Origin of the sequence: Delftia sp. CH05, assembly GCF_009827015.1 — a bacterium.
GTDB classification, from domain to species: domain Bacteria; phylum Pseudomonadota; class Gammaproteobacteria; order Burkholderiales; family Burkholderiaceae_C; genus Comamonas; species Comamonas tsuruhatensis.
Window position 1 is genome coordinate 142,907 of the sequence record NZ_WUMG01000009.1, and the last position, 23,717, is coordinate 166,623.

Here is a 23,717-nt window from a genome sequence, read left to right on the forward strand (position 1 = left end):
CAGCTTCGGCAGTGCGTGCCCGGGCATCCCTTCAAGAGTCCAAAGAAAGGTCCGTCATCATGGAAGACATCGTCATCGTTTCCGCTGTCCGCACTGCCGTTGGCAAGTTCGGCGGCACCCTTGCCAAGATCCCCGCCACCGAACTGGGCTCCATCGTGATCCGCGAGGCTCTGAGCCGCGCCAAGGTCGGCACCGACCAGGTCGGTGAAGTCATCATGGGCCAGGTGCTGGCCGCTGGCGCAGGCCAGAACCCTGCACGCCAGGCCATGATGAAGGCCGGCATCGCCAAGGAAACCCCGGCCCTGACCATCAACGCGGTCTGCGGCTCGGGCCTGAAGGCCGTGATGCTGGCGGCCCAGGCCGTGGCTACGGGCGACAGCGAGATCGTCGTGGCCGGCGGCCAGGAGAACATGAGCCTGTCCCCCCACGTGCTGCCGGGCTCGCGCGACGGCCAGCGCATGGGCGAGTGGAAGATGGCTGACACCATGATCGTGGACGGCCTGTGGGACGTCTACAACCAGTACCACATGGGCATCACGGCCGAGAACGTGGCCAAGGAAAAGAGCGTCAGCCGCGAACAGCAGGACGCCCTGGCCCTGGCCAGCCAGCAAAAGGCCACGGCCGCGCAGGACGCCGGCAAGTTCGTGGATGAGATCGTTCCCGTCAGCATTCCCCAGCGCAAGGGCGATCCCGTGGTCTTTGCGGCCGACGAGTACATCAACCGCAAGACCAACGCCGAGGCGCTGGCAGGCCTGCGTCCGGCCTTCGACAAGGCCGGCTCGGTGACGGCCGGCAATGCTTCGGGCCTGAACGACGGCGCCGCCGCCGTGATGGTGATGAGCGCCTCCAAGGCCAAGGCCCTGGGCCTGACGCCGCTGGCGCGCATCGTCTCCTATGCCACCAGCGGTCTGGACCCCGCCACCATGGGCCTGGGCCCGGTGTTCGCCTCGCGCAAGGCGCTGCAGCGCGCCGGCTGGTCTGCGCAGGACGTGGACCTGTTCGAGCTGAACGAAGCCTTCGCGGCACAGGCCTGTGCGGTGAACCAGGAGCTGGGCATCGACCCGGCCAAGGTCAACGTCAACGGCGGCGCCATTGCCATCGGCCACCCCATCGGCGCATCGGGCGCCCGCATCCTGGTGACCCTGCTGCACGAGATGCAGCGCAGCGGCGCCAGGAAGGGTCTGGCCGGCCTGTGCATCGGCGGCGGCATGGGCGTGGCCATGACCGTGGAGCGCGTCTGAAAGGCTCCGGGAAAACGTTAGCAAGCTTTCAGGGTAGATCCTAGGCTTGACTAGGGCCTGCCCGAAGAGGGGCGCAGCGCACGCGCTGCATACTAGCCATGCGAGGGGGCCGGGCCCAGAGGCTCAGGCACCCTTGGCGATAACCGGCGTCAATGTTCCGGTTGTCATGGATAGATTGATCTGAAGCAACCATTGATTGACAGGAGAGAAGAATGGCTCAAAAAGTAGCGTATGTCACAGGGGGAATGGGAGGCATCGGAACGGCCATCTGCCAGCGTCTGCACAAGGAAGGCTTCAAGGTCATCGCAGGTTGTGGTCCGTCGCGCGACTTCCAGAAGTGGCTTGACGAGCAAAAGGCGCTGGGTTTCACCTTCCATGCATCGGTGGGCAATGTGGGCGACTGGGCTTCCACCGTCGAAGCCTTCAGCAAGACCAAGGCCGAGCACGGCAGCATCGATGTGCTGGTCAACAATGCCGGCATCACGCGTGACCGCATGTTCATCAAGATGACGCCCGAAGACTGGCAGGCCGTCATCGAGACCAACCTCAACTCCATGTTCAACGTGACCAAGCAGGTCGTGGGCGACATGGTGGAAAAGGGCTGGGGCCGCATCATCAACATCAGCTCGGTCAATGGCGCCAAGGGCCAGGCCGGGCAGACCAATTACTCGGCCGCCAAGGCGGGCATGCACGGCTTCACCATGGCGCTGGCGCAGGAGATGGCCACCAAGGGCGTGACCGTCAACACCGTGAGCCCCGGCTACATCGGCACCGACATGGTCAAGGCCATCCGTCCCGACGTGCTGGAGAAGATCGTGGGCACCATCCCCGTCAAGCGCCTGGGCGAGCCCAGCGAGATCGCATCGATCATCGCCTGGCTGGCTTCGGAGGAAGGCGGCTATTCCACCGGCGCCGATTTTTCGGTCAACGGTGGCCTGCACATGCATTGAACCTGCAAGGGTTCGCACTGCAAAGGAGCCTCCGGGCTCCTTTTTTGTAGGGCAGCCCCGCGGCAAATGGCCCAGAAATGACAAAACCCGCTGAAGCGGGTTCTGTGGAAGAGGGGGTCTGCACGGAAGGCCGTCAGACCGGTGGTGTCAGAGACTGGGGCACCGAGTGCGCCAGCCAGCGCCTCAGCGCTTGCGATCGCGTTCGTCTTCGGGCCAGATGGACATGATGGCGTTCGTTTGCATGGAAACTTCTCCTGTATTGCTCTCTTAACGCGGGCTGGATTCAGCTGGTTGACAGGTTTTTAAAAAATTTTCGAAGGAAGTCGAAACTTTTTCGTGACCCGGTTTTCAAGCGCTGCGGGGGCCGCGCTTGCGGTCACGGTCATCCCATGGCCAGACAGCTTGGGCCAGCGCAGCGGCTGCAAAGCGGGTCTGCAGGGCGGTGTGGGAAAAGATGTCGGTCATTGCAGTCACTCCTTTGCGTGTTCAACGCGGGGCAGTGGCGGCAGGTTGACTCAGGGATTGCCCCAGGACGCAAGCAATTGCAAGCCCGGAGGTGGTGATCTGTCAGTTTGAAGACAGATTTCTGGCGCGGTGAGAAAAAATCCGTTTTCTGACAGAGGCTTACGGGCGTGGCGGGCTAATGCCGATGCTGTTACGCCTCGTTGCCCGCAATGCGTGGGCACAGGTCAACCCGGGGTGAAAACGTCCATCAGGCAAAAATCAGGGTCACGGCAGGCGCGTCGTCCACGATGTAGCCGCGGTACATGCCGGCGCTGTTGAAGGGGCAGTGCACGCGTCCGTCGCTGTCCACGGCCACCACGCCGCCCTGGCCACCGATGTGTGTCAGCGTGCCCCGCACTGCGGCGTCGGCTGCGAGTTCCAGGCTTTGCCCCAGGTAGCGCATGCGCGCATGGATGTCGTGCGCGATGGCTGCGCGCAGGAAATGCTCGCCGGTTCCGGTGGCCGCCACGGCGCAGGTGGTGCTGTCGGCGTAGAAACCTGCGCCCACCACAGGCGTGTCGCCCACGCGCCCGGGGCGCTTGTTGGTCAGCCCGCCGGTGGATGCCGCCGCGGCCAGGTTGCCATGCACATCGCGCGCCACGGCGCCGACCGTGCCCATCTTGCCGTTCTCGTTCAGCGGAGCAGGGTGCGCCGCCAGTCCGCTGGCGTCGTGGTCCAGCAGCGCGGTCTGGCCGGATTGCGCCTGCACCCGGCGCAGCTGTGCCAGGCGCTCGGCAGATTCGAAGTAGCCTGCATCCATCCGCGCCAGCCCGCGCTCATCGGCAAACCGCTGCGCCCCTTCGCCGACCAGGAGCACGCACTGGCCATCGTCAAGAACATGCCGTGCCAGCGCAATCGGATTGCGCACCTGGCTGACGGAAGCGACTGCGCCGGCCCGCAGGTTGCTGCCGTCCATCAGGCCGGCGTCCATCTCGTGGCGCGCGTCGCGTGTGTAGACGGAGCCGCGCCCGGCATTGAACAGCGGGCAGTCTTCCAGGGACTGGCACGCGGCCTGGACGGCGTCCAGCGCGCTGGCGCCGCGCCGCAGCAGGGCGGCGCCCGCCTCCAGCGCCTGGGCCAGCGCGGCGTGGTAAGGGGCCTCGTCGGCCTGGCCCTGGATGACGGTGCCTGCGCCGCCGTGCACGGCAATGGAAAATTTTCGGGAGTTCTGGGGCATGTTCATTGGAGTGCGTAGCGCGATTCCAGGAAGCGGCCATAGCGGGCGATGCCCAGGCCGATGAGCAGGTAGACGGCACAGACCACCATGTACATCTCCACGAAGTACGCAATCCAGTGGGGGTCGCTCATGGCCATCTTCAGGGAGCCAGTGATGTCGTAGATGTTCACGATCGCCACCAGGGAGGTGTCCTTCACCGCGCCGATGAAGTTGCTCACCGTGGGCGCTATGGTCACGCGCAGCGCCTGCGGCAGGACCACGTGGCGCAGCACCTGCACCCTGGTGAAGCCCATGGCCTGGGCCGCCATGACCTGGCCTTGGGGCACGGCCTGCAGCCCGCCGCGAAACACCTCGGCAAGATAGGCCGCGCTGAAGGCCGCCAGGCAGACGGCGATGCGGACCATGGGGTCTACCCTCCATTGCGCGGGCACCAGCATGGGCAGCACGAAGGCCCCGAAGAACAGCAGTGTGATCAGGGGCACGCCGCGCACGGCCTCGATGAAGCCCGTGCACAGGATGCGGATCAAGGGCAGGCTGGAGCGCCGGCCCAGCGCCAGCAGGATGCCCAGCGGAACGCCGGCCAGGCAGGCGATCACGGCAAGGAACAGGGTCAGCGGCAGGCCGCCCCACAGATCGCTGGGCACGGGTGCCAGGCCGGCCACACCGCCGGCCATCAGCACGCCAAAGCCGGTCAACCCGGCCAGCAGCATTGCCATGCCGGCGCGGCCGAAGAAGCGCGGTAGCGCCGCCACGCCCACGCTGCCCAGCAGCCAAAGGCTGGCGGCGACGGGGCGCCACTGTTCGGCCACGGGATAGCGGCCCAGGAATACCAGGCGGTATTTCTCGCGCACCACGCCCCAGCAGGCGCCGGCCGCAGCGCGGCATGTGTCGGGGTTGGCTGCGGTTTCGGCGTCGAGCAGGCCCCAGGCCAGCAGTTTCCAGCCCGCCCACAGCGCGGCCAGCAGCAGCGTGGCGGTGATGAGCCCGGAGAGCGCATCCGGAAACAGGCTGGCGCGCAGGCGCTGCGCCAGCGGAACCCGGGGCGGGGCCACCGGCAGGGCCGGTGCGCCCTGCGCCAGCGGAACCCGGGGCGGGGCCACCGGCAGGGCCGGTGCGCGGAGTACGGCACTCATGGGCAGGTCTTTCCCGGCTAGCGTGTGATGAAGGCACTGCGCTGGTTGAAGGCATTCAATGCCAGCGAGGTCAGCAGGTTGATGGCCAGGTAGACCACCGCGATGATGGTCACGCATTCGATGGCCTGGCCGGTCTGGCTCATGGCGGTGTTGGCGACCATCACCACGTCGGGGTAGCCGATGGCCACGGCCAGCGAGGAGTTCTTGATGGTGCTGAGCGCCAGGTTGGTATAGGGGGGAATGATCACCCGCAGGGCCTGCGGCAGCACGACCAGGCGCAGCTGCTGGCCGCGGCGCATGCCCAGGGCCGAGGCAGCATTCCATTGCCCGCGCGGCACGGCCTGCAGACCGGCGCGCACGATCTCCGCGCAATAGGCGGCGGCATACAGGCCCAGGGCGCCCACCAGGGCCAGGAATTCAGGCGTCAGCGCCAGTCCTCCGTCGATGCCGAACATGCCCGGTTGCGGGGAACTCCAGTGCCAGCCCGCCGCGCTGTCGTACACCGGGCCGGGCAGGGCCAGCCCCGCCTTGCTCAGAAAGCCCAGGGGGCCGATGGCCAGAGGGCGGTCCACATCGGGCAGCAGCGAAGTCAGCGCGAAATACCACAGCAGCACCTGCACCAGCAGCGGGATGTTGCGCGCCACATCGACATAGAGGCGCACGGCGCCGCGCAGCAGCGGATGCCTTGCCACGGCGGCCACGCCCAGCAGCAGGCCCAGCACGGTGGCCAGCACGAGCGCGGGCACGGCGGCGCGAACCGTGTTGGCCACGCCGGCCGCGACCGCACGCAGGTAGCTGTCGCCGGGCTCGTAGGGCAGCAGCCCTTCGGAGATGGAAAAGCCGGCCGTCTGCTCCAGAAAGCCGAAGCCCCCGGCAATGCCGCGCGCGGCCATGTTGCGGCTGGCGTTGTGCGCCAGCCAGCCCAGCAGCAATATCAGCAGCCAGCCGATGGCGAGCTGCAAGGCCAGCCGGCCCCAGCGTGGCCGGGTGGGGGCCGGTGGCTGCCGTGCCCCGGTGTCGATGGCATTCACGGCTTTCACAGCATCTACAGCGTTCGCGGCGTTCATGGCAGGGTGCCCTCGGCGCGTCAGTTCATCGGCGGCGACATCATCAGGCCGCCCTTGGTGAACAGCGCGTTCTTGCCGCGCGGCACGTTCAGGCCCGACCTGGCGCCCAGGTTGCGCTCATAGCTCTCGCCATAGTTGCCCACGGCCTTGACGATGCGCAGCGCCCATTCCTTGTCCAGCCCCAGCTGCTTGCCCAGGTCGTCGCTCTGGCCCAGGAAACGCTTGACCTGGATGCTGTCGGAGCGGGTCTTGAGCTCGTCGGCATTGGCCTGGGTGATGCCCAGTTCCTCGGCCTCGATCATGGCGTTGAGTGTCCAGCGCACGACGGCGAACCATTCGTCGTCACCGCGGCGCACGGCCGGGCCGGCCGGCTCCTTGGAGATGACTTCGGGCAGGATCACGTAGTCGTCGGGGTTGGCCAGTTCCTTGCCGCGCAGCACGGCCAGGGCGCCGAGGTCGCCGGTATAGGCCTGGCAGCGCCCGCTGCTGAAGGCCTGCAGGGCGGCTTCGGGGTTGTCGAACACCACCGCCTTGTAGTTGAGCTTGTGGGCGCGAAAGTACTCCGACAGGGTCTTTTCCGTGGTGGATCCGCTGATCACGCAGATGGTGGCGCCAGAGAGCTGCTTGACGCTGTTCAGGCCGGGTTTCTTCCTGGCCATGAAGCCCTGGCCGTCGTGGAAATTGATGCCCGCCCACATCAGGCCCAGGCCGTTGTCGCGCGTGAAGGTCCAGGTGGTGTTGCGTGCCAGCAGATCGATCTCGCCGGACTGCAGCGCCGTGATGCGTGTCTGGCCGCTGGTGGGGATGAATTTCACCTTGGTGGCGTCGCCCAGGGTGGCGGCCGCCACGGCGCGGCAGAAATCCACGTCCAGCCCGGACCAGTTGCCGCTGCCGTCGGCCAGCGCAAAGCCTGCGCGCCCCGTGTGCACACCGCAGGCCACGGCGCCGCGCTGCTTGATGCCATCCAGCGTCTTGCCTGCGTGGGCCGGCGCGGCAGCGAGCGTGGCCGCGGCGGCCATCGAGGCGAAAAGAGAGCGGAAACGGGCAGGGGCATTCATGCGGAGTCCTTTGCGGCGGGATGGGGGGCCTGGGGTTGCGGCTTGCTCGCCGCAGGTGAAGCAGGGCTGCTGTCCGGTATCAGGTAGGGAAGCACCGACTCGGACAGTTCGACCAGGCTGCGCACGGCCTGGGGCGTGGCGCGGATGACCTGGGTGGCCAGCGCTTCGACCATGGCCATGGCCGCCAGCACCGACGATGGCAGCAGAGGGTGGGCGGCGGGTGCCAGCAGCACGTAGTCGGCCTGGCCGGCCAGCGGGCTGGTGGCCTCGTCGGTGATGGCGATGGTCAGGGCGCCCCGCTGGCGCGCATGCGCCGTCAGCTCCACCGCTTCGCGTGAGTAGCGCGGCAGCGAGATCGCGATCAGCACGTCCTGCTCCGTCAGCCCCGTCATGCGCCTGACGGCTTGCTCCGTGCCGCCTGCGCAGGCCACTTCCAGCACCTGTGGCAGATAGGGCTGCAGCGCGTCGGCGCCAAAGGCTGCCACATGGTGGGAGCTGCCAAAGCCCATGAACAGGACGCGGCGCGCGCGGCAGATGCGCTGGGCCAGTTGATCGAGCAGGCCGGGGTCGCAGGCCTGTGCGGCCGCCTGCAGATTGCGCTGCGTGTGCTCGAAGGCCTGCGCTCCCACGGCGCTTGCGGCAGGCTCGTGCGCCGCGCGCAGCTTGTTCACGGGCTCCAGGGCCTGTTGCAGCTGGCGGCCCAGGTGCAGGCGCAGATCGGCAAAGCCTTCGTAGCCGGCGTGCTTGGCGAAGCGGTTGACGGCAGCCAGGGAGCCGCCACAGGCATTGGCCACTTCCTCGGCGCTCAGCGTGACGGCCAGGACCGGATGCGCGGCCATCCAGCGGCCGACCCGGGCGACGGCGGGCGAGCCATCGACGCTGGCGCGCAGCAGTTCCTGTACGGCGGGGTGGGGGTGGAGTTCCATGAATGAATAAAAGTGAATGATCTCTTTCATTCATTATTTTTTAGGAATGAAATCTTTCATTCAGGGGAAACCCTGAACCGAACGATCCATGCGTTCCGCTGGCTACGGGGGAGTGCGAGGGCGTTGGGAGAGGGAGGGGCCTCAGGGGCGCACTTCGGCTGGGCCGAAGTGGAGCGCCGTCTTCACGCGGGACGACGCTTGTGGCAGGCGGGCCAATGGGACCGCCTGGTTTTCGAGAACGACTGGAATCAGTCGGACATCGCGGCCGACAGCTGCTCGATCTGCTCGCTCAGTTCCAGCCAGCGTTCTTCCAGGCTGTCGATCTCGTCGTTGCAGGCCTTGAGGCTGCGGCCTGCTTCGGCCATCTCGGCGGGCGAGATGGGCTGGCTCAGCAGGCCCTCCAGCCGCGTGCGTTCGGCCTGCAGCTGGGGCAGGCGCTTGTCCAGCTGTTCCAGTTCCTTCTTGAACGGCCGGGTCTTCTCGGCCATCTGCTGGCGGGCCAGGGCGGCCAGGCGCCGTTGCTCGCGCTGGTCTCCGGCGCTGGCGGCCGGCGGCGTGGATGGGGCAGCGGGGGCCGGGGCCAGCGCAGCAGCCACGGGGGCCTGCACTGCAGGTGCTGCAGCTGCTGCACCTGCTGCGGGCTCCACCTGCGCTGCCGCCTTGCTGGTGGCCGCAGCCGCCTGTTCGGCCTTGCGGGCTTCCTCGCGCAGGCGGCGGGATTCTTCCAGCAGGTAGCGCTGGTAGTCGTCCAGGTCGCCGTCGAAGGGGCCGACCACGCCACGGCCGACCAGCCAGAAGTCCTCGCAGACCGAGCGCAGCAGCGCGCGGTCGTGGCTGACCAGCATGACGGTACCGTCGAAGTCGTTGATGGCCATGGCCAGGGCCTCGCGCGTGGCCAGGTCCAGGTGGTTGGTGGGCTCGTCCAGCAGCAGCAGGTTGGGGCGCTGCCAGACGATCATGGCCAGCACCAGGCGCGCCTTCTCGCCGCCGCTCATGCTGCCCACGGCCTGCTTGACCATGTCGCCGCTGAAATTGAACGTACCCAGGTAGCTGCGCAGGTCCTGCTCGCGCGCCTGCGGGCCGGTGGCGCCGGTGTCCCGTGCCAGGCGGATCATGTGCTCCATCGGGTTTTCGCCGGGGCGCAGCACGTCCAGTTCCTGCTGGGCGAAGTAGCCGATGTTCAGGCCCTTGCCTTCGGTCACGGTGCCGGCCAGGGCCTTCATCTCGCGCGCGATGGTCTTGACCAGGGTGGACTTGCCCTGGCCGTTGGCGCCCAGGATGCCGATGCGCTGGCCCGCCAGCACCGAGCGGTTGACGCCGCGCAGGATGGTGGTCGCCTGGCCTTCGTCGTCCAGGTAGCCGAATGCGGCGTCCGTGATCGCCAGCATGGGGTTGGGCAGGTTGGCGGGCGGCTTGAACTCGAAGGTGAAATCGGCGCTGGCCAGCATGGGCGCGACCTTTTCCATGCGCTCGATCTGCTTGACGCGGCTTTGCGCCTGCTTGGCCTTGGAGGCCTTGGCCTTGAAGCGGTCGATGAATTTTTGCAGGTGGGCGATCTTTTCCTGCTGGCGCTCGAACGAAGCCTGCTGCAGCAGCATCTGCTGGGCGCGCAGTTCCTCGAACTTGCTGTAGTTGCCGCCATAGCGCGTGACCTGCGCGTTTTCGATGTGCAGCGTGGTGTTGGTGATGGCGTCCAGGAATTCGCGGTCATGGCTGATCACGACCAGGGTGCCGGGGTAGCGCTTGAGCCAGGCTTCCAGCCAGACCAGGGCGTCCAGGTCCAAGTGGTTGGTGGGCTCGTCCAGCAGCAGCAGGTCGGAGGGGCACATCAGCGCGCGCGCCAGCTGCAGGCGCATGCGCCAGCCGCCCGAGAAGCTGTTGACGGGGTGCTCCAGCTCGGAGACCTTGAAGCCCAGGCCCAGGATCAGGGCCTGTGCGCGCGGCACGGCGTCGTGCGCGCCGGCATCGGCCAGGTCCACGTGGGCGTGGGCGATGGCCATGCCGTCCTCGCTGGCCTCGGCGGCCGCGAGCTGGGCGTTGAGCTCGCTCAGGCGGGTGTCGCCGTCCAGCACGAACTGGGTGGCCGTCTCCGAGGTCTCGGGCATGTTCTGCGCGACCTGGCCCAGGCGCCATTGCGAGGGGATGGAGAACTCTCCGCCGTCCTCGGCCAGGCTGCCGTTGAGCAGGGCGAACAGGCTGGACTTGCCGGCGCCATTGCGTCCGACAAGGCCGACTTTTTCACCGGGGTTGATGGAGACGGAGGTGCTGTCCAGCAGCACGCGGGTGCCGCGGCGCAGGGTAATGTTGCGAAGGCTGATCATGAATGGGCAGGATTATCCCAGCGATTGCGCCAGGGCAGGATTGCCGCCCGCCATGCCCGTGCCCGGCCACGGTGCAAAGCCCTGGTACCAGTCCCTAGATCGGCTGTATGCCCACGCGCTGCATCATGGACTGGGTGAACTGGATCTCGCGCTCGAAGCCCTTGGCATAGGCTTCGGCGCTGGTGATGGCGACCTTGCCGCCTTCCTGCTCCAGCAAGGCGATGACCTTGGGCTGCCTGAGCACCTCCTCCAGCGCCGTGCGCAGCCGCTGGACGATGGCATCGGGCGTGGCGGCCGGCACGGACACACCGCCCCAGGACGTGAGGTTGACGTCGGGCACGCCCAGCTCGGCCAGGGTCTGCACCTGGGGCAGCTTGGCGTTGCGCTGGGGGCCGGCAATGGCCAGCGGCACCAGCCTGCCCGCCAGCACCTGGGGATAGGCCACGGAAAACAGCGGGGCGCCGAAGGCCACCTGCTGGCCCAGCACGGCATTGACCAGCTCGGACGCGCCCTTGTAGGGCACATGGTTGACCTGCAGGCCCATGCTTGAGGCCAGCATCTCCACTCCCAGGTGCGATGGCGTGCCCACGCCGCCCGAGGCATAGTCCAGCGCGCCCGGCCTGGCCTTGGCGCGGGCGGCCAGGTCATCCAGCGTGCGCATGCCCGAGTCGGCATGCACGACGACCAGGATGTCCGAGCGCGACATGCCCAGCACATGGCGGAAGTCCTTGAACACGTCGTAGCCGGGGCTTTTGTACATGCGCATGGCGGCGGCCATGGGCGAGCCCGAGTACAACAGGGTGTAGCCGTCCGCCGGTGCCTTGGCCACCTGGCGGGCGCCGATGTTGCCGCCCGCGCCGGCGCGGTTGTCTATCACCACGGGCTGGCCCAGCTGGGCCGACAGCGCCTCGGCCACGATGCGCGCGGCCGTGTCGGGGCTGGTGCCGGCCAGGTAGGGCACCACCCATTTGATGGGGCGCGTGGGCCAGGCGCTGTCGTGCGCGGAGGCTGTGGCGGCCCAGGGCAGGCCTGCCGCAAGCGATGCGGCGCCTGCAGCCCGCAGGAATTGGCGGCGGTCCTGGCCGCTGCTGGTGATGTGTGGCATGGCTTTGTCTCCTGGTCTTTTGTCTTTTCTGTTTGCTGGGGGAGTGCTGGGGCTGCCGGTCAGCCTCAGGCGCCGGCCCGCTCCAGCAGCTCCTTGGCGATGGTGTTGCGCTGTATCTCGCTGGTGCCCGTGAGCACGCGGTACATGCGCAGCATGCGGAACAGGAATTCCACGCGCCGGCCCTGGACGATGCCTTCGCCCCCATGGATCTGCACGGCGCGGTCGGCGATGCGGAACGCCGTCTCCGAGCAGAACAGCTTGCTCATCGAGGCCTGGGCGCGCGCGTCGATACCGGCGTCTATGGCGCGGGCCGTCTGCACCATCAGCGCGCGCGCGGCCATCCATTCGGTGGCCATGTCGGCCAGCATGTGCTGTATGGACTGGAACTGGGCAATGCTGCGGCCGAATTGCTGGCGCCCCAGCGCATAGTCACGCGCATCGCGCAGCGCCACCTGCGCCAGCCCCATCATGGCCGGGCAGTGCAGCAGGCGGTTGACGGTGATGCGGCCCAGCGCCAGGGCCAGGCCCCGGCCCGGCTCGCCGATCAACTGGGCAGCGGGCACGCGGCAGCCGTCGAGCACGATGTCTCCCGTGCTCGATTGACCGGCCATGGTCTTGTAGCCGCTGACCACCTGCACACCCGGTGCATGCAGGTCCACGAAGAAGGCGCTGATCTCGCGCTGCGGGCTGCCCTCGGGCGCGGTCGAGGCCATGAGCACGGCGAAGTCGGCAAACGGCGAGCCCGAGATGAAGCGCTTGCGGCCGTGGAGCACGTAATGGTCGCCTTCCAGCACGGCGCGCGTCTCCAGCGCGCCCGCGTCCGAGCCGGCCGCCGCCTCGGTCAGCGCAAAGCAGATGGACTTTTCGGCGCGTGCCACGGGCAGGATGAACTGCTCCATCTGCAAGGGCGTGGCCTTGCGGATCAGCGCGCCTATGCGCGGCGGGCCGCTGAGTTCGCCCAGCACATGGGGCGCGAAGGGCGATCCCGTGGCGTAGATGGCCTCCTTGACCAGCACCTGGTCGAGCACGGACAGGCCGGCGCCGCCCATGGCCTCGGGCAGGGTCATGCCGTAGAAGCCGCGCGCATGCGACAGCTTCCAGACCTGGCGCAGCAAATCGGTGGAGGCGCTGTTTTCATGGTCCACACCATGCGCGCGGGCGAGGTCGGCCAGTTCGCCGTGGATGAAGGCGTTGAGCGCGTCGATCAGGCCGGCTGCGCGCTCGGAGCCTTCAAAGGGCATTTCCAGCAGGGCAGCGTTGGCGGTGGGGAGTGTGTCTTTGGCGTTCATCTCAGTTCACCTTGCGGGCGTGGTTGGCCCAGTAGGGCGCCTGCACGGCGCGGCGCATGACCTTGCCGTTGGGGTTCTTGGGCAGTTGCTGCACGAATTCGATGTGGCGCGGGCGCTTGAAGCCGCCCAGGCGCTCGGCGCAGAAGCGGTCCAGCGCGGCACTGTCGCCGGCCAGGCCGGGCTTGAGCACGATGTGGGCGGCCACGGCCTCGCCCCATTTGTCGTCGGGGATGGCGAACACGCAGGCATCGGCCACCGAGGCGTGTTCGTAGAGCACGGACTCCACCTCGGACGGATAGACGTTGAAGCCGCCGCTGATGACCATGTCCTTCTTGCGGTCCACGATGTAGACAAAGCCCTGCTCGTCCATGCGGGCCAGATCGCCCGTGTGGTAGCGGCCGTTCCTGAGCACCTCGGCCGTCAGCTCGGGCGCGCGCCAGTAGCCTGCGAAGACATCGGCGCCGCTGACCACGATCTCGCCGATCTCGCCCTCGGGCACGCGGCGGCCTTCGTCGTCCACCACCTCCACCAGGGATTCCAGAAAGGGCCGGCCGCAGGATGCCAGCCGCTCGGGCCGCGACGCGCGTGCCTGCAGGTGGTCCTGCACCGTCAGGCCGCAGACGCCGGAGGTGGTCTCGCCCGCGCCGTAGCCCTGGGACAGGATGGGGCCGAACACGTCCATGGCCTGCAGGATGCGCGCGGGCGCCATGGGCGCTGCGCCGTAGCCCAGGCGTTGCAGGTCGGGCAGCGGGCGGTAGCGGCCGCCGATCTCGGCCAGCAGCATGTTGATCATGGTGGGCACCATGAAGGTATGGGTGACGCGCCGCGCCTGCATCTCGGCCATGAAGGCGCCCGGCTCGAAGCCCGAGAACAGGTGGATGGTGGCGCCCGTGCACAGCGCCGGCACCATCTGCATGCCCGAGGCGTGGGTGACCGGCCCCACCAGTCCCAGCACATGGCCGGCCTGCATGCCCTCGCCGCGCATCAGGAACTTGCGCAGTTGGGCCAGGCGGTTGCCGAAGGTCTGCATGGCGGCCTTGAGCACGCCCGACGAGCCCGAGGTGTAGTGCAGCACGGCCACCTCGTGCTCGTGCACGTCCACGGGCTGGAAGCGGTCGCTGGCGCGGGCGAGCAGCGCTTCGTAGTTGCTGTCGGCAGGGCCGTCCAGCAGCAGCAGGCGCACGTCGGCAGACTGCAGGTGCGGCTTGAAGGCCTCGGCGCGCGCGGCCGTGGTCACGATGATGGAAGCATCGCTGTTGGCCGCGATATCGCCTACTTCGCGTGGAGACAGGCGTGCGTTGAAGGGCGCCTTGATGAGCCCGGCCTTGTAGCAGGCGATCTCGATCTCCACGATTTCCACGCAATTGGGCAGGTAGATGCCCACGCGGTCGCCGCGGGCCAGCCCCTGGGCAAGCAGGGCGTTCGCCAGGCGGTTGGAGCGCTGCTCAAGCTCTGCGTAGCTGATGCTGCGCGCGGCGCTGGTCACCGCAGGCTGCTCGGCATGGGCCCTGCAGCTGCGTGCGACGAGTTCGCCGACATTGGGTATGGGGAGGGAATGGGGGTGGCCTGCGGTGGGCCGGGATGTCTCGTGCATGGCATTCCTTGGCTGAAGCCGCGCGTTTTGCGCGGTGTGCCATGCACTGTTGCAGAAGAGGACCGGGCCGGGGAAATACCGATTAGTGATTCAGTTGCATCAGAAAAATTGATGTCCAGACCAACCCTTGCCGTTTTTGCTGATGACCATCGGACTGCCGCACTACGCTGGGCTGCTGCATCACATCTGCTGCGGATGCTGCCAGCGCGCCTGCCAGAGGCCCGCCGTGATCAGTTGCCGGGCCTGGTCCAGCAGTGCCTGCCGGACCACCTGCAGTGCCGGGTCACCGCCGCGGTTGGCCTGCACGGCAAGGAAGTAGCGGCGCAGCAGCGCGGGCGCCGCGACCTGGGCCACGATCCAGCCGGGCTGGAGGCCCGTGGGCGCCGCCTTGGCGCCCTCGCGCAGCCAGGCGGGCGCATCGCTCAGCGAGCAGGCGGGCGTGAAGGTGAAGCCCGCGCCGCAGTGGTAGAGCGAGCGGATGACGCGGGCGGAATCGTGTTCGTGGACGATGTTCAACCGCAGCTCCCGCGCATCGGCGGCGGCCTCCACGGTCTGGCGGATGGAAAAGCGGCGCGACTGCAGCACCAGCGGCAGCTGGCAGGCATGGGCAAAGTCCATGTGCGGCAGGCCGCCGTCCGGCGCCGGGCGCAGCAGCGGGGCCACGCTGCCATCGCCATCCTGGCCGCAGACGTAGATGGATTCCTCGGCCATGGGCTGCACCTGCAGGTCATGCAGGCTGGCCGTGTCCACAAGAATGGCCAAGTCGGCGCGCCGGTCCAGCATGGCCTTTTGCACCATCAGGCTCAGGTCGTCGAGCACGAAGATGCGTATGCGCGGGTGGCTGTGGCGCAGGCTGGCAATCAGGGGGCCTGCCAGCAGGCTGGTCAGCAAAAAGGGCAGGGCGATGGTGACCGAGCCTTCGGGGCCTTGGGGCAGGCGCTGTATGCGCTCGCGCATGGCATCGGCGTCGGACAGCAGGCGGCGGGCATCCTCGTACAGCTGCGCGCCGGCCGGGGTGGGGGTCACGCCGGCGTGGCTGCGCTCCAGCAGTTGCGCACCCAGCTCGCCTTCCAGCTTCTTGATCTGCGCCGTGAGCGCGGGCTGGGCCACGTACAGCGAGTGCGCGGCGCGCGAGAGGCTGCCAGCCTCCAGCACGGCGATGAAGTAGCGCAGCGCCCGCAGGTCCATCTCAGCCCAGGGGGCGGTATTGCGGGCGCAGGGCCTCGATATCGCCTTCGGTCCAGGCGCGCAGTGCCTCCTGGGTGATCAGCAGCACCTGCTCGTCGCCCGAGCTGGTGTCCAGCCAGAACACGGGCAGGTCGGGGAAGGCGGCTTCGAAGAAGTCCTTTTCATTGCCGATTTCCAGCACGACCACGCCTTCCTTGGCCAGGCGCGAGGGCAGGTCCTGCAGCAGGCGGCGGATGAAGTCCATGCCGTCGGCACCACCGGCCAGCGCCAGCTCGGGCTCGGCCTGGTATTCGGCAGGCAGGCGCGACATGCTGTCGGCATTCACATAGGGCGGGTTGCACAGCACCAGGTCCCAGGGGCCGGGCAGGGCGGCCAGTCCGTCGCTCTCCAGCAGTTGCACGCGCTCGGCGAGTTCATGGCGGTCCACGTTGATGCGCGCCACGGCCAGCGCGTCGGCCGAGATGTCGGCGCCCGTGACCTCGACCTCGGGCCAGGCCATGGCCGCCAGGCAGGCGAGGCTGCCGTTGCCGGTGCACAGGTCCAGCACGCGGCGCGTGCGGTCGGACAGCCAGCCGTCGATGCTGCCGTCGGCCAGCAGCTCGGCAATGAAGCTGCGCGGCACGATGGCGCGCTCGTCCACGTAGAAGGGCACGCCCTGCAGCCAGGCTTCGCGCGTGAGGTAGGCGGCGGGCTTGCGCGTTCGGATGCGCTCTGCAAACAGCTCAGCCACTTCGGCCTGCTGCTGGGCGCTGACGGCCTGGTCGGCCAGGGATTCGGGCGCGCCGGGTGCCAGTTCGCTGTCCAGCGGCAGGCCCAGCTTCCACAGCGTGAGCCAGGCCGCTTCGTCTTCGGCCGTGGCCGTGCCGTGGCCAAAGGCCACGCCGGCCGCCGTGAGCGCTGCGGCGCCCGAGGCCACGAGGTCGGCGATGGTGCTGCCCGAGATGGCGGGAATATTGGCAGGGGTGGGGGCGGATGTCATCGTCGGCTCCTTGGGCGCGCGTTCAGGCGGCCTGCTGGCGCTGCAGCTCCTGGAGCGTGCGGCGGTAAATGTTCTTGAGGGGCTCGATGTCGGCCACCACGATGTGCTCGTCGATCTTGTGGATGCTGGCGTTGGGCGGGCCCACTTCCACGACCTGGCTGCAGATCTGGGCGATGAAGCGGCCGTCGCTGGTGCCGCCCGTGGTGGACAGCTCGGTCTCCAGGCCGGTCTCGGCGCGGATGGCCGCCTGCACGGCATTCACCAGCGTGCCCGGCGTGGTCAGGAAGGGCTGGCCGCCGATGGTCCAGGCCAGCTCGTACTCCAGTCCATGGCGGTCCAGCACGGCGTGCACGCGCTGCTGCAGCGATTCGGCCGTGGACTCGGTGCAGAAACGGAAGTTGAAGTCGATGGTCACATGGCCGGGGATGACGTTGGATGCGCCCGTGCCGCCATGCATGTTGCTGATCTGCCAGCTGGTGGGCGGGAAGAAGGCGTTGCCCTCGTCCCATCGCGTGGCGGCCAGTTCGGCCAGGGCCGGCAGGGCCTGGTGGATGGGGTTGCGCGCCAGCTGCGGGTAGGCGATGTGGCCCTGGATGCCCTTGACGGTGAGGCGTCCGCTCATGGTGCCCCGGCGGCCGTTCTTGATCATGTCGCCCGTGCGGTCCACGGAGGTGGGCTCGCCCACGATGCACCAGTCCAGGCGCTCGCCGCGCTCGCGCAGCAACTCGACCACGACCTTGGTGCCGTCCACCGAAGGGCCTTCCTCGTCGCTGGTCAGCAGCAGGGCAATGTCGAAGGAGGGAGTTGGCGTCTCGGCCAGGAACTCCTCCAGTGCCACGACAAAGGCGGCGATGGAGGTCTTCATGTCGCTGGCGCCGCGGCCGTACAGCTTGCCGTCGCGGTGCGTGGGCACGAAGGGCGGGCTGCTCCACTGCTCCAGGGGGCCGGTGGGCACCACGTCGGTATGACCGGCAAAGACCAGCACGGGCCGGTCGGTGCCTGCGCCGGAGCGCCTGGCCCAGAGATTGCGCACGCGAAAGCTGTCGGGGCCGCTGTCGATGCGCTCGCAGGCAAAGCCCATGGGCAGCAGGGCATCGGCCAGGAGTTCAAGGCAGCCGGCGTCTTCCGGGGTCACGGATGGCAGGCTGATCAGCTGCTCGGTCAGTTGCAAGGTGCGGGACATGGTGGGAAGGTCAAAAAACAAAAAAGTCGGAGGGCTGGCTGGCGCCAGCGTGCTCCGACATTGTGAACGCTGCAGGCCCGGCCGTTCAGTTCGGCTTGACTTCCAGCATGATTTCGGTGAACGAGGGCATGTCGTCCTCGCCGGGCGTGGCCAGTTCGGCGAACTGGCTGGACGGCGCGGCATGGCCGGCCTTGACCACGTCGTTTTCCAGGCGCCACATCAGGTTGGTGGGCGAGTCGGCAAAGGCCAGTCCCTCGGCGCGGTCGATGCGGCCCGAGCGGATCAGCTGGGCCAGCGCCTCTTCAAAGGTCTGCGAGCCTTCGGCCATGGATTTCTCCATGGCCTCCTTGACGCCCGAGAAGTTGCCGCGCTCGATCAGGTCGGCGATCAGCTTGGTGTTGAGCATCACCTCGACGGCCGGCATGCGGCCGCCATCCACGGTGCGCACCAGGCGCTGGGAGATCACGCCCTTGAGCGCTGCCGACAGCTCGCCCAGCATGGTGGGGCGGATTTCCTCGGGGAAGAAGGACAGGATGCGGTTGAGTGCGTGGTAGCTGTTGTTGGCGTGCAGCGTGGCAAGGCACAAATGGCCCGACTGCGCAAAGCCCATGGCCGAGGACATGGTCTCGCGGTCGCGGATCTCGCCGATCAGGATCACGTCGGGCGCCTGGCGCAGCGCATTCTTGAGCGCAACCTGCAGCGATGCCGTGTCGGATCCCACTTCGCGCTGGTTGACGATGGAGCGCTTGTTGCGGAACTGGTATTCGATGGGGTCCTCGATGGTGAGGATGTGGCCCGTGAGCTTTTCATTGCGCGCGTCGATCATCGAGGCCAGCGTCGTGCTCTTGCCCGAGCCCGTGGAGCCCACGACCAGCAGCAGGCCGCGCTTTTGCATGATCAGCTCGCCCAGCACGGGCGGCAGGTTCAGCGTGTCCATGGGCGGGATGTGCTGGGCGATGAAGCGGATCACCACGGCGCAGCTGCCGCGCTGGTGCATGGCGCTGACGCGGAAACGCCCCACGCCGCGCAGCGGCACGCCCATGTTGAGCTCGCCCGTCTCGTCCAGCTCCTGCAGGCGCTCGGCCGGCACGATCTCGGCCAGCAGGCTGCGCGGCGCATCGGGCGGCAGCAGCTGGTTGTTGATGGGGACGCATTCGCCGTTGATCTTGATCAGCGCCGGCGCGTTGACCGCCAGGTAGACGTCGGACGCCTGCTTCTCGCCCATCAGGCGCAAAATCCTCTCCATCGTGCCCATGTGTTCCCCCAAATTCGTGTGCTGTAGCTGTTCTTGGATCGTTGTCACGCGCTTTTGACGTGAAACGGGCGTCCGCTGCCTGGTGGCCGGGGACGCCCTCGAGAGTATGCCTTGGTCCATCCCCTGAACAGGGGATGTTTTGGCGCCGCAACCACGCCTTTGGCGCGGTCCGGATGCAGGTCAATCGCGCAGCAGGTCGTTCAGGCTCGTGGTGGAGCGTGTCTTGGCATCGACCTTCTTGACGATGATGGCGGCGTACATGCTGTAGCGGCCGTTGTCCTTGGGCAGGTTCCCCGACACCACCACCGAGCCGGCGGGCACGCGGCCGTAGCTGGTCTCGCCGGTCGCACGGTCATAGATGGGAGTGGACTGGCCGATGTACACGCCCATGGAGATCACCGAGTTCTCTTCCACGATCACGCCTTCGACGATTTCGGAACGCGCGCCGATGAAGCAGTTGTCCTCGATGATGGTCGGGTTGGCCTGCAGCGGCTCCAGCACGCCGCCCAGGCCCACGCCGCCGGACAGGTGCACGTTCTTGCCGACCTGAGCGCAGGAGCCCACGGTGGCCCAGGTGTCGACCATGGTGCCTTCGTCCACGTAGGCGCCGATGTTCACGTAGGAGGGCATCAGGATGGCGCCCTTGGCCACGAAGCTGCCACGGCGGGCCACCGCCGGAGGCACGACGCGCACGCCGGTGGCGGCGATCTCGGCTTCGGTCATGCCGGCGAACTTGGTGGGGACCTTGTCGAAGAAGTTCAGGTCGCCGGACTGCATCAGCACGTTGTCCTTGAGGCGGAAGGACAGCAGCACGGCCTTCTTGATCCACTGGTGCACGGTCCACTGGCCCACGCCTTCGCGCGTGGCCACGCGCAGCTGGCCGTTGTTCAGGGCTTCGATCACGTGGTCCACGGCCTCGGTCACTTCCTTGGGCGCGGCAGCGGGGGAGAGGCTGGCACGGTTGTCCCAGGCGGTGTCGATGATGGATTGCAGCTGTTGCGTCATATGGCTTTGGTGATCAAAGGGTTTGTGAGGAAAGGGGTGGCCAGGCGTGGCTCAGCGCTGGCGTGATTCTATGAATTGTGCAATGCGCTGGGCCGCCTCCAGGCATTCGGCGGTCTCGGCCACCAGGGCCATGCGCACGCGCCCGGCGCCCGGATTGCGGCCATTGGCCTCGCGCGCCAGGTAGCTGCCGGGCAGCACGGTCACGCCGGTGGTGGCATACAGCTCGCGGGCAAAGTCGGCGTCGTCCAGGCCCAGCGATTCGGGAATGCCGGCCCACAGGTAGAAGCTGGCATCGGGCAGGCGCACATCCATCACGCGCGCCAGCACGGGGGTGACCTGGTTGAATTTTTCGCGGTACAGGCGGCGGTTTTCCTCGACATGGGCTTCGTCGCCCCAGGCCGCGATGCTGGCCGTCTGCACCACGGGGCTCATGGCGCCGCCGTGGTAGGTGCGGTACAGCAAAAAGGCCTTGATCAGGGCCGCATCGCCCGCCACGAAACCGCTGCGCAGGCCAGGCACATTGCTGCGCTTGGACAGGCTGGTGAACATCAGCAGGTTCTTGTAGTCCGTGCGGCCCAGGCGCTGCGCGGCTTCCAGTCCGCCCAGGGGAGGCGTGCCGTCGAAGTAGATCTCGCTATAGCACTCGTCGCTGGCAATCACGAAGCCATGGCGGTCGGACAGCGCAAACAGCTTTTCCCATTCGGCCAGCGGCATCACCGCGCCCGTGGGGTTGCCGGGAGAGCACACGAAGATCAGCTGGGTCTTTTCCCACACGTCGGCGGGAACGCTGTCCCAGTCCACCGCGAAATTGCGCGCAGCATCGCTGGGGGCGTAGTACGGCTGGGCGCCGGCCAGCAGGGTGGCGCCTTCGTAGATTTGATAGAACGGGTTGGGGCAGATCACGCGCGCGCCGTCCTGGCTGGCGTCCACCACGACCTGGGTGAAGGAGAACAGGGCCTCGCGCGAGCCGTTGACCGGCAGCACCTGGGCGGCGGCGTCCAGCGCAATGCCGTAGCGCTGGCGCGCCCACTGGGCGCAGGCTTCGCGCAGCGCGGGCTCGCCGGCGGTGGCCGGGTACTTGGCCAGGCCGCCCAGGTCGGCGCTCAGCGCCTGTTCGATGAAGGGCGGCGTGGCATGGCGGGGCTCTCCGATGCCAAGGCTGATGGGGCGCACGCCCGCCGGTGGCTGGACCCCGGCGAACAGTTTGCGAAGACGCTCAAACGGGTAGGGCTGGAGTCGGGAGAGCAGGGGATTCATGGGCTCGCATTATGGATTGATGCGCTTTCGGCATGCCGTTGTCACAGGGGACTGCGGGTCTGCACGCTGGCTTTTTTGCATTCTGTTACCTATTCTGGCATGGTCTCGACTGGGGCCATGCCAACTCGTGTGGCGGGGCCTCGCAAACGGTGAATTCCAGATACCAATTACAAGAGAGGCAGACAGCTATGCAGGCAGGCGCTGGCATGGAAAAAGATGGAAGCAGGCATCGTAAGCATACATCCGGCCCAGGTGCCGGCTTCCTCGTATGCACGGTGTGGGCATTGGCGGGACCGGCGCTGGCGTTGGTGGCCGATTCGATGGGCCTGGGGCCCTGGGTTTGGGCAGCCTTGCTGCTGTGGGCCGGGTTGCTGCTGGGCGGCATGCACAGGCTCTGGTCGCGGGTGATCGGCGAGCGCGAATTGCTGCAGCAGGCCATGCAGGGCATCGCCCAGGGAGACCTGAGCCAGCGTGTGGCCGTGGAGGCTGCGGCCTCCCAGGAGGGCGCAGGCGCCGTCCAGACGCCCAAGGCCTTGCTGGGCGGCATGGTGACCTCGCTGTCTGGCATGGTGGCCGATGTGCGCAGCAATGCGGCCCTGGTGGCGCAGGCCGGGCAACAACTGGTGAACGAGCACCAAGCACTGTCCGATCGCACCGAACTGCAGGCCACCAACCTGGCCCAGACCGTGGTCAGCGTGGAGCAGCTCAGCAGCGCCGTGCAGCACAACGCCGACGTGGTGGGCGTGGTCCACCACCAGGCCAGCGCGGTGCGCGGCGCGGCCGATGAAGGCGTGGTGGCCATGGGCCGCGCCGTGGAGTCGGTGGAGACCATTGAAAGCAGCGCCGGCCGCATGCGCGAGATCATCGGTGTGATCGACGGCATTGCGTTTCAGACCAACATCCTGGCGCTCAACGCTGCCGTGGAGGCGGCGCGTGCGGGCGAGCAGGGCCGCGGCTTTGCCGTGGTGGCCAGCGAGGTGCGCTCCCTGGCCGGCCGCTCGGCCGAGGCGGCGCGCGAGATCCGCCACCTGATCGGCGATGCGCTGGCCCAGGTGGAGCACAGCACCGAACTGATCCGCACGGCCGGGCGAGGCATGGAGCGCGTGACCGAAGGCATCCGCCAGGTGGCCGAGCACATGGGAGAGCTGTCGCAGTCCACCGGCAGCCAGAGCACGGGCCTGGCCGAGATCAGCCGCGCCGTGCACCAGATCGACGAGATCACCCAGCACAACGCGCAGATGGTGGGCCACGCGCTGGACCAGGCACGCGCGCTGCAGCAGCGCGCGCAGATGCTGTCAGGGGCGGTGTCGCGCTTTCGGCTGCAGCAGGGCACGGCGGAGGAGGCCGTGGCCCTGGTCGAGTCGGCCCTGGGCCTGGCGCGGCGCGGAGTGGCCACCGAGGCACTGCTGGCCGCCGTAAACGACCCCGGCCAGCCCTTCCATGACCGCGATATGTACGTTTTCGCCCTGGCCGCCGACGGCAGCTACCGCGCCTTTGGCGGCAACCCTGCGCGTGTGGGCGTGCGCGTGCAGGAGCTGCCAGGCGTGCGGGGTGAGCAGCTGCTGGCCGACATCATTGCCCAGGCCGAGCGCGGCCCAGGCTGGGTGGAGTACGACTTCAGAAACCCGGCCACGCAACAGGTGCAGACCAAGATGTCCTTCGTCTGCAAGCATGGCGGGCTGTACTGGGGATGCGGCGTCTACAAGAGTCTGGCGCTGGCGGCATAGCCTTGGCGTGGAAGGCAGACTGCCGCCTGGCGGGCTTCACTGGCACGCGTTCGGCGATGAACCGCCGCCCGCGCGCTGGGCACGTGCGCGGGCCAGGATGGCGGCGATGGTGGCCTGCTTGCTCTCGGCCACGGGAGGTGCGGGGCAGGGTGCTTGAGGGCTGGCGTCGTCGGCTGCTGCCTGCTCTGCCTGCGCAAGAGGCGTCGCTGCCCGGCTTGCACTCAAACGCTCGCGCTCCACTTCACGCTCGCGGTGCAGCACATAGCGCTGGCGCGCATGCTCGGCCTGCTGGGGGCTCCAGGCAGACCAGCCTGTGGCCGGGCCGCTGGCATTGTGCAGTTCGATGCAATCGACCGGACACACGGGAATGCACAGTTCGCATCCCGTGCAGTGGGCTGCGATCACCGTGTGCATGAACTTGTTGGCCCCCAGGATGGCATCCGTGGGGCAGGCCTTGATGCACAGGGTGCAACCGATGCACCAGGCCTCGTCGATCACGGCCACGGTGCGCGGGGCTTCCATGCCGTGCTCGGCGCTCAGCGCAACAACGGGCCGGCCCGTCAATGCGGCCAGCCGCTCCACGCCCGCAGCGCCGCCCGGTGGGCACTGGTTGATGCCAGCCTCGCCCGAAGCCACGGCCTGGGCGTAGCTGGCGCAGTCAGGGTAGCCGCAACGCGTGCACTGCGTCTGCGGCAGCGCGGCGTCTATGCGCGCTGCCAGATCGTCGCGGGCGAGCATGGCGGTGGAGGACATGGCGT

The 23,717-nt window shown here is 67.8% G+C and carries 19 protein-coding genes; 3 read left to right on the forward strand and 16 right to left on the reverse strand.

What is annotated here, in order from left to right:
- The first annotated feature begins 59 nt into the window (after positions 1-59).
- Both GRX31_RS10360 and phbB read left to right on the forward strand, forming a co-directional pair.
- Entirely contained in the window at positions 60-1,241 is a 1,182-nt protein-coding gene (locus GRX31_RS10360; RefSeq protein WP_160852504.1) for an acetyl-CoA C-acetyltransferase, read from the forward strand.
- A gap of 212 nt (positions 1,242-1,453) precedes the next feature.
- Entirely contained in the window at positions 1,454-2,191 is a 738-nt protein-coding gene (gene phbB, locus GRX31_RS10365; RefSeq protein WP_016445929.1) for an acetoacetyl-CoA reductase, read from the forward strand.
- 712 nt (positions 2,192-2,903) lie between these two features.
- Here phbB and GRX31_RS10370 read toward each other — a convergent pair.
- The 15 genes from GRX31_RS10370 to dapC all read right to left on the reverse strand — a co-directional run bounded on the left by GRX31_RS10370 (position 2,904) and on the right by dapC (position 21,232).
- Positions 2,904-3,878, reverse strand: a complete 975-nt coding sequence (locus GRX31_RS10370) for an isoaspartyl peptidase/L-asparaginase family protein (RefSeq protein ID WP_046982572.1) — start codon at positions 3,876-3,878, stop codon at positions 2,904-2,906.
- Positions 3,875-5,005: an amino acid ABC transporter permease gene (locus GRX31_RS10375; RefSeq protein WP_237426648.1), complete on the reverse strand. Its 1,131-nt coding sequence runs from the start codon at positions 5,003-5,005 to the stop codon at positions 3,875-3,877. Before GRX31_RS10375 ends, GRX31_RS10370 begins: the two co-directional genes overlap by 4 nt.
- A gap of 17 nt (positions 5,006-5,022) precedes the next feature.
- Positions 5,023-6,072, reverse strand: coding sequence for an amino acid ABC transporter permease (locus tag GRX31_RS10380; RefSeq protein ID WP_016445933.1), 1,050 nt, complete (start codon positions 6,070-6,072; stop codon positions 5,023-5,025).
- 20 nt (positions 6,073-6,092) lie between these two features.
- Positions 6,093-7,130 (reverse strand): amino acid ABC transporter substrate-binding protein, encoded by a 1,038-nt coding sequence (locus GRX31_RS10385; RefSeq protein WP_160852506.1) that lies wholly within the window; start codon positions 7,128-7,130, stop codon positions 6,093-6,095.
- Entirely contained in the window at positions 7,127-8,086 is a 960-nt protein-coding gene (locus tag GRX31_RS10390) for a MurR/RpiR family transcriptional regulator (protein ID WP_160852508.1), read from the reverse strand. Before GRX31_RS10390 ends, GRX31_RS10385 begins: the two co-directional genes overlap by 4 nt.
- 218 nt (positions 8,087-8,304) lie before the next feature.
- Entirely contained in the window at positions 8,305-10,377 is a 2,073-nt protein-coding gene (locus tag GRX31_RS10395) for an ABC-F family ATP-binding cassette domain-containing protein (protein ID WP_160852510.1), read from the reverse strand.
- A 94-nt stretch (positions 10,378-10,471) separates the two neighbouring features.
- A complete protein-coding gene (locus GRX31_RS10400) occupies positions 10,472-11,482 on the reverse strand; it encodes a tripartite tricarboxylate transporter substrate binding protein (protein ID WP_016453490.1) in 1,011 nt (336 codons plus the stop codon).
- Positions 11,483-11,547: 65 nt separating this feature from the next.
- Positions 11,548-12,771, reverse strand: coding sequence for an acyl-CoA dehydrogenase family protein (locus GRX31_RS10405; RefSeq protein ID WP_160852512.1), 1,224 nt, complete (start codon positions 12,769-12,771; stop codon positions 11,548-11,550).
- Between the two features lies 1 nt (position 12,772).
- On the reverse strand, positions 12,773-14,365 hold the full coding sequence (locus tag GRX31_RS10410; protein ID WP_160852514.1) for a class I adenylate-forming enzyme family protein: 1,593 nt from the start codon (positions 14,363-14,365) through the stop codon (positions 12,773-12,775).
- Between the two features lie 180 nt (positions 14,366-14,545).
- On the reverse strand, positions 14,546-15,553 hold the full coding sequence (locus tag GRX31_RS10415) for a LysR family transcriptional regulator (protein WP_016445940.1): 1,008 nt from the start codon (positions 15,551-15,553) through the stop codon (positions 14,546-14,548).
- Between the two features lies 1 nt (position 15,554).
- Positions 15,555-16,532, reverse strand: a complete 978-nt coding sequence (gene prmB, locus GRX31_RS10420; RefSeq protein WP_160852516.1) for a 50S ribosomal protein L3 N(5)-glutamine methyltransferase — start codon at positions 16,530-16,532, stop codon at positions 15,555-15,557.
- Positions 16,533-16,554: 22 nt separating this feature from the next.
- Complete coding sequence (gene dapE, locus GRX31_RS10425) at positions 16,555-17,715, reverse strand: succinyl-diaminopimelate desuccinylase (protein WP_016445942.1); 1,161 nt, start codon at positions 17,713-17,715, stop codon at positions 16,555-16,557.
- Between the two features lie 85 nt (positions 17,716-17,800).
- A complete protein-coding gene (locus GRX31_RS10430; protein ID WP_016445943.1) occupies positions 17,801-18,970 on the reverse strand; it encodes a PilT/PilU family type 4a pilus ATPase in 1,170 nt (389 codons plus the stop codon).
- Between the two features lie 180 nt (positions 18,971-19,150).
- Positions 19,151-19,975 (reverse strand): 2,3,4,5-tetrahydropyridine-2,6-dicarboxylate N-succinyltransferase, encoded by an 825-nt coding sequence (gene dapD / locus GRX31_RS10435; RefSeq protein WP_012205450.1) that lies wholly within the window; start codon positions 19,973-19,975, stop codon positions 19,151-19,153.
- Positions 19,976-20,026: 51 nt separating this feature from the next.
- Positions 20,027-21,232 (reverse strand): succinyldiaminopimelate transaminase, encoded by a 1,206-nt coding sequence (dapC, locus tag GRX31_RS10440; protein WP_160852518.1) that lies wholly within the window; start codon positions 21,230-21,232, stop codon positions 20,027-20,029.
- 188 nt (positions 21,233-21,420) lie between these two features.
- On the opposite strand from dapC, the gene GRX31_RS10445 reads away from it, so the two are divergent.
- Positions 21,421-22,959 (forward strand): methyl-accepting chemotaxis protein, encoded by a 1,539-nt coding sequence (locus GRX31_RS10445; RefSeq protein WP_160852520.1) that lies wholly within the window; start codon positions 21,421-21,423, stop codon positions 22,957-22,959.
- 36 nt (positions 22,960-22,995) lie between these two features.
- On the opposite strand, the gene rsxB is transcribed toward GRX31_RS10445, so the two are convergent.
- A complete protein-coding gene (rsxB, locus tag GRX31_RS10450; protein ID WP_074922261.1) occupies positions 22,996-23,712 on the reverse strand; it encodes an electron transport complex subunit RsxB in 717 nt (238 codons plus the stop codon).
- Positions 23,713-23,717: the final 5 nt, after the last annotated feature.

What these genes read in the sequence shown, in the direction of transcription:
- dapD (WP_012205450.1), bottom strand. Translation starts at nt 19,975, where the DNA reads ATGACGCAACAGCTGCAATCCATCATCGACACCGCCTGGGACAACCGT.
- GRX31_RS10380 (WP_016445933.1), bottom strand. Translation starts at nt 6,072, where the DNA reads ATGAACGCCGCGAACGCTGTAGATGCTGTGAAAGCCGTGAATGCCATC.
- GRX31_RS10410 (WP_160852514.1), bottom strand. Translation starts at nt 14,365, where the DNA reads ATGCACGAGACATCCCGGCCCACCGCAGGCCACCCCCATTCCCTCCCC.
- GRX31_RS10400 (WP_016453490.1), bottom strand. Translation starts at nt 11,482, where the DNA reads ATGCCACACATCACCAGCAGCGGCCAGGACCGCCGCCAATTCCTGCGG.
- GRX31_RS10405 (WP_160852512.1), bottom strand. Translation starts at nt 12,771, where the DNA reads ATGAACGCCAAAGACACACTCCCCACCGCCAACGCTGCCCTGCTGGAA.
- dapC (WP_160852518.1), bottom strand. Translation starts at nt 21,232, where the DNA reads ATGAATCCCCTGCTCTCCCGACTCCAGCCCTACCCGTTTGAGCGTCTT.
- GRX31_RS10390 (WP_160852508.1), bottom strand. Translation starts at nt 8,086, where the DNA reads ATGAAAGAGATCATTCACTTTTATTCATTCATGGAACTCCACCCCCAC.
- GRX31_RS10445 (WP_160852520.1), top strand. Translation starts at nt 21,421, where the DNA reads ATGCAGGCAGGCGCTGGCATGGAAAAAGATGGAAGCAGGCATCGTAAG.
- phbB (WP_016445929.1), top strand. Translation starts at nt 1,454, where the DNA reads ATGGCTCAAAAAGTAGCGTATGTCACAGGGGGAATGGGAGGCATCGGA.
- GRX31_RS10360 (WP_160852504.1), top strand. Translation starts at nt 60, where the DNA reads ATGGAAGACATCGTCATCGTTTCCGCTGTCCGCACTGCCGTTGGCAAG.
- GRX31_RS10415 (WP_016445940.1), bottom strand. Translation starts at nt 15,553, where the DNA reads ATGGACCTGCGGGCGCTGCGCTACTTCATCGCCGTGCTGGAGGCTGGC.
- GRX31_RS10395 (WP_160852510.1), bottom strand. Translation starts at nt 10,377, where the DNA reads ATGATCAGCCTTCGCAACATTACCCTGCGCCGCGGCACCCGCGTGCTG.
- GRX31_RS10430 (WP_016445943.1), bottom strand. Translation starts at nt 18,970, where the DNA reads ATGGGCACGATGGAGAGGATTTTGCGCCTGATGGGCGAGAAGCAGGCG.
- GRX31_RS10370 (WP_046982572.1), bottom strand. Translation starts at nt 3,878, where the DNA reads ATGAACATGCCCCAGAACTCCCGAAAATTTTCCATTGCCGTGCACGGC.
- rsxB (WP_074922261.1), bottom strand. Translation starts at nt 23,712, where the DNA reads ATGTCCTCCACCGCCATGCTCGCCCGCGACGATCTGGCAGCGCGCATA.
- GRX31_RS10385 (WP_160852506.1), bottom strand. Translation starts at nt 7,130, where the DNA reads ATGAATGCCCCTGCCCGTTTCCGCTCTCTTTTCGCCTCGATGGCCGCC.
- GRX31_RS10375 (WP_237426648.1), bottom strand. Translation starts at nt 5,005, where the DNA reads ATGAGTGCCGTACTCCGCGCACCGGCCCTGCCGGTGGCCCCGCCCCGG.
- dapE (WP_016445942.1), bottom strand. Translation starts at nt 17,715, where the DNA reads ATGTCCCGCACCTTGCAACTGACCGAGCAGCTGATCAGCCTGCCATCC.
- prmB (WP_160852516.1), bottom strand. Translation starts at nt 16,532, where the DNA reads ATGACATCCGCCCCCACCCCTGCCAATATTCCCGCCATCTCGGGCAGC.